At 33.1% G+C, this 5,425-nt stretch carries 7 protein-coding genes; all 7 read left to right on the top strand.

Going from position 1 to position 5,425, the window contains the following annotated elements; genetic code table 11:
- Positions 1–2,083: Cna B-type domain-containing protein (locus OCV53_RS12130; RefSeq protein WP_148368979.1), on the top strand; the 2,083-nt coding region annotated here is incomplete at its 5' end.
- 67 nt (positions 2,084–2,150) lie between these two features.
- On the top strand, positions 2,151–2,306 hold the full coding sequence (locus OCV53_RS12125; protein WP_155492465.1) for a hypothetical protein: 156 nt from the start codon (positions 2,151–2,153) through the stop codon (positions 2,304–2,306).
- Positions 2,307–2,407: 101 nt separating this feature from the next.
- Positions 2,408–2,842, top strand: a complete 435-nt coding sequence (locus tag OCV53_RS12120; RefSeq protein ID WP_055198548.1) for a hypothetical protein — start codon at positions 2,408–2,410, stop codon at positions 2,840–2,842.
- 2 nt (positions 2,843–2,844) lie between these two features.
- Positions 2,845–3,390 carry a DUF6575 domain-containing protein gene (locus OCV53_RS12115; protein WP_055198546.1) on the top strand — a complete coding sequence of 182 codons (546 nt, stop codon included), beginning with the start codon at positions 2,845–2,847 and terminating at the stop codon, positions 3,388–3,390.
- An 8-nt stretch (positions 3,391–3,398) separates the two neighbouring features.
- Entirely contained in the window at positions 3,399–3,788 is a 390-nt protein-coding gene (locus tag OCV53_RS12110; RefSeq protein ID WP_055198543.1) for a protein-export chaperone SecB, read from the top strand.
- Positions 3,789–4,093: 305 nt separating this feature from the next.
- A complete protein-coding gene (tnpA, locus tag OCV53_RS12105; protein WP_055198541.1) occupies positions 4,094–4,495 on the top strand; it encodes an IS200/IS605 family transposase in 402 nt (133 codons plus the stop codon).
- A gap of 21 nt (positions 4,496–4,516) precedes the next feature.
- On the top strand, positions 4,517–5,425 hold a 909-nt coding region (locus OCV53_RS12100), incomplete at its 3' end, for a transglutaminase domain-containing protein (RefSeq protein WP_278275397.1).

Here is a 5,425-nt window from a genome sequence, read left to right as displayed (position 1 = left end):
GGAATTCTTTGGACTGCCAACTGGCATTTATGCAAAAGACGGTGTTGGAAAAGAAATGTACACCGTGGAAGAAGTGGAAGCACCACTTGGATATGGAAAGTCTGATGAAACGATGACATTCAGTGGAGAGGTCTTAAATGATCAGACCGCAGATTTCATCCATGACGTGGCGACACAGGGAAATACTAACAATGATGAAATAACATATGTCCATGATTCCAAGACGCTGGTCAACAATCCTTCTGACTATGTGCAAGTGAAGAAATATTGGATCGATGATAACAACTCCATGAACACAAGACCAGTATCAGTGACGATCAAAGCCGAACATAAGACAACACATGAAGTAAAGACTTATATACTGAATGAGGCAAACAACTGGCAGGCACAGACAGATATCAAGCGTGGCGAGGAAAAGAACTATACGTTTAGTGAAATTTGCAATGCACAAAATTATACTATGATAAGTAAAAAAGGTGGAGAATGGGATGCGAAGACATATGCAGTAACATTCACAAATAGATATTATAAAAGTGATAAAGTACGAATTGTTGTCAAGAAAAACTGGGATGACAGTAATAACAGTGATGGTATCCGTCCAGATTCAGTAAATATCAAATTATATCGTAATGGTACAGACATGCAAAAGGGTCAAACATTAAGTGCAACTAATAACTGGACAGTATCTTATGAAGATCTTAATAAAACTGACTCTGTTGGAGAAGATTACGAATATGAAGTGAAAGAAGATTCATCCTCTGTTGTTAACGGAAATGCCAAGACTGGATATGAGATTACTTATGAAGTAAAGGAATCTACAGATAAATCCAGTGATATCACAACGATCACAACCAATATCACAAACACACATAAACCAAAGACCGTACAGAAAACGATCCGAAAAGTATGGGATGATGAAAATGATCAGGATAAGATCCGTCCAGATTCCGTAAGGTTCAATCTGTTAGCAAATGGTAAGGATGTGGTAGATACAGTAACGTTAAATTCCGAAAATGGATGGAAAGCAAAATCCAAAGTCCTTCCAAAATGCGAGAATGGAAATGAGATCGAGTATACATGGGAAGAAGTAAAAGAAGGTGTTGTGACAGGAAATGAACAGATCGGATACAAAGTTTCTTATGATGGAAACAGTGATGATCCGGATACAACAGTTGCAACCAACTCTCATACACCTGGAAGAGGAAGTATTACCATCACAAAGGAACTTGATCCATCCAATCTGAACATGGATGTTGGAGATGCTGTATTTACATTCAGCCTGACAGGAACCGATGTGTATGGAAAGAAACATGCTTATAAAAAAGATGTGAAATTTACGAAAAATGAAGTGGAAAACTTCACAAAAGAAAACCCTGGAAAGATGATCAGCCTTTCAACAACATTTGATGATCTGTACTATGGAACTTATACATGCAGTGAAAGCGGCATGAAAGAATACTTTAAGCTGAATCATCTCTCAACGACAAGTACCAATGGAAGAGTGGATCAGAAAGCAGGAACGGTTACGTTTGACATCGGACCGGAAGAAAGCAGTGCATCTGCAAAAATCACAGGAGAAGCAACCTTCCGAAACCAGATGATCAAAGGAAGCATTAAGCTAAAGAAGAAAGACTCCAAAGGAAAAGTCTTAAAAGGTGTTCGGTTTACGATCAAGGATTCTGATGGAAAAGAAGTTGCAACCAAGGAAACGGATGAAAAAGGAGAACTTCTGTTTGATGATCTGCTGCCAGATACTTACACGATCACGGAAACCAAAACAGCCAGCGGCAAGAATCTACTAAAAGAACCTCTGGTCGTAACTCTTCCGTTATCTGTAACACAGGCAGAAGTAGACAAAGGAAATGTAGATACCTCAAATGCCATTAAGCAGGGAGATACCTATTACTTCTATCATCCAACCTATGAGATCACAAATGATGCAAACCTGAAACTGCCAACTACTGGTGGATTCAATAATATCAAAGCTTATGTACCATTGATCGGTGGTTTTGCATTGATCTTAGCTGTAGTATTCTATTACTTCAAAAAGAAAAAAGGAATTGTGATCTTTAGAAAGAAATAAGAAATAATTATGATCTCACAGTCTTTTGGCTGTGGGATCGTTTCTGTAAAAAGAGGAGAAGAACAAAATGGAGAAATATTTATATTCTGATCGCAAGATTCTTGAAAATGAAGCAGAATTTTGCAATGATAAGATCAAAGATCATACAGATTGCCAGAAATGCGGAGAAGAAAGACTATTTGTTTCTAATGAATGGTGGCAGAAGATCAATGGGAGATATTAGGGGTAAAAATAAAAGTAATTTTTTAAAATTCTAAAAAAAAGTGTCATATTTAATACAATATGTTATAATCTTTGTATAGAAAACAAATGAGAAGGAATAATATGACAAAAGAACATGCAAAAAAATGTTTTCCAGTTTATGTCCCAAAAGATGATATTATAAAAGCTGGAGCCAAAGAAAATGAATATAATGTATATAGGATTTGTAAATATGGAATATTGAATCAGCATGCATTTATATCAACTTATCAGGAAACATTAGAAAGAAATGGAAACACAGAAACATTAGATTTAAATGATATTGGAACATATAGCACATCATGTTTTGAAGAGTATAAAGATGCTAAAAGGATGATGAAATTTTTTACCAAAAAAAATTCCAAAGCAATTTTGGCATATGGAAAAATAAAAAAAGAAACTGGATTATCTCAACGGACAAAAGATAGAAAGCCAAAGCAAAAATCTCATATAGATTGGTGGATTTATGAAAAAGTAATTACATATACTGATTTTAAGGAAGTTAACGAAGGGGAGTGAATATGATGAGGAATAATATTTTTTTTCAAAATGATAAAAAAACATTTTATTATGACTATATTTTTTTTGAAGCAGCTAGACCAATTTTCTTTTCTTGTATAGATGAATCTGGCCAATTATTTATTGTTACCTTATGTGATGATAGAAGAGAACTTCGTTGGATAGTTGCAAAAACTTCTCGAAAGCAGTTATTAGATATTATGAAAGATAAAGTAACAATGTATGATGTTTATTTAAATTCAAATGAATATTATATCATTGTAGAAAAAAATGGAGTTACAAGATGTAATCCATGTAATAAAGAATCAGTAGACACACTTGATTTTCCAACAAAAGGAGAATATTATGAAGCTGATGAAGAAGAAATTGCAGATTATATCGCATATATTAACAGTAAAATAAATAATCGTTCATATAACAATATATTTAAATCTAAAAAAAGATTAATGATACAGAGAGGATCAGTTAAAGTAACACCAATAGAACAAAATAATAGAATTGAAATAAAAATGGATCATATAAACAATAATATAAATTATGTTGCGTAAGGAGAAAAATGAATAATAAAAAAGTAGAAAGCATTTTAAAATTAAATAATCTTGTTTATGACAAAATAGACTTTCAAAGGCAAGGATTTAAAACAAATGCTGAATTTAAATTTAATATTTCATCAGAGGTATATCAATCTGATGAAAATTATAGAGTAACCTTAAAATTAGAGGGCGAAAAAGAAGCAGAGTATACGGTTTATATTAGTTTATCTGGATTTTTTACATTAGATTCCCAATGTAATTTAACAGAAAAAGATATCGAAACATTAATTACAAAAAATGGAGTAGCGATTATGATGCCGTATTTAAGAAATCAACTTTCTATTTTAACTGCCCAACCAGAAACAGATGCAGTTGTGCTTCCTATATTTAATATTAATAATATGTTAGATTGAACGTATGGGTAATAAGAGATTGCAAAATATATTCCCATATGTTAAAATATAAGTGTAAGTTAAATTAAGATTTCCAAAGAGAAAAAAAGATTTTTTGCTGACATTGTACAAATACCATTTGGTGTCTGTTTGCAGTATGCGATGGATGGCTTGCCGTTCGTATAATATCAGTAAAATCGAAATAAAATATCAGAAAATTAATTTTGTCCTCTAATCCAACTTTGGATTAGAGGCTTTTTTATGTTTTTTTGAAAAATGTAGTAGTGTGTATTGTAAACTACTACACGCTGTGTTATAATAAAAGCATGAAGAGAGAATATAAGACAAATAAAACAACAACGTCACTGATCAAGTATCATTTCGTTTTTTGTTCTAAGTACCGAAGAAAAATTTTCTTGATCCCCGGTGTAGAACAACGAATGAAAGAATTGACAAAGGAACAGTGTGAAAAGGATCAGATTGAGATCCTTGAGATGAAATGTGATGTGGATCATGTATATTTATATGTAAGAGCATATCCACAGACAACAATAACAAGGATCATGGGGAGCATTAGAGAGTATTCATCGAAAATCTTAAGAAAGGAGTTTAAGGAACTATCAAAGATGAACGCTCTTTGGACAAGGGCATATCTGGTCAGCACAGAACCTTATGTTGATGAAGAAACGATCCAGTGGTATGTAAAGCAACAAAAAACAAGGGGGTAAAATAATTGGAGGTAGATTATTATGAGTAAAGTGAAAAAAGGAAAGCGAGTGATAGCAGCTGCGATGGCTGTTGCATTATCTATGGCTACGGTAACGACTGGTGTGTTGCCTAATTCCGGCATTTTGGTAAGGGCAGCAGAAACAAATAAAAAACTAGCTGATTCTAGCGTAGATGGATTTTATTATCAAAATGATCAATATGGTGATGTTCAATGTACAACAGATAAAACTTATGTATACACATCTTATGATGAGGCAGTCAAAAATATTGGAACTATGGCAAAAAAAATTTATCTGGAAGATAAATATGATAAATTTACAGTAAAGATTCCATTTGAAATTAAATCAGGTAAGAAAATTGATGGGATTGAAAATGATCAATTTAAAAAAGACATACAAAAAGTAGTTCGAGAAGACACAGGAAAAGCAAATGAAGGATACACGTTAGTATCAATGCAAAATTGTGGTGGAGAAGTTTATTCAGAAAGCGGAGATTCACTTGATACATCCTATTCAGATGGAACTTATAAAGGTTATTATGATGGTATTGGTGGCTATCGTGATATGAGTGATCGATATCATAAAGCAACAAAAAAACTTGATGAAGTAATTAAATCTATGAATCTTGATGGGAAATCTGATTATGATAAATTTAAAGCAGTCACGAACTGGATCGTTTCAAACGTGCGGTACGACGATAATAACGAAACAAAATATCAGCACGATCTAACAGGAGCTGTCTTAGATGGATTATCTGTTTGCGACGGATATGCTTCAACTTTCTATTATATGGCAAATGTAGTTGGTTTAAATGCTTTGTTTGAGGGTGGTATAGGAAATGATAATAGAATTCGACATGCATGGAATCTGGTTCAGATTGATGGAACATACTACTATGTAGATCCTACAAATGCTTATTTTAAAGAGGAT

The sequence above is a fragment of the Anaerostipes amylophilus genome (assembly GCF_025567365.1).
Classification (GTDB): Bacteria; Bacillota; Clostridia; order Lachnospirales; family Lachnospiraceae; genus Anaerostipes; species Anaerostipes amylophilus.
The sequence above is the reverse complement of the archived record's forward strand: the minus strand, read 5'-3'. Positions and strand labels throughout refer to the sequence as shown.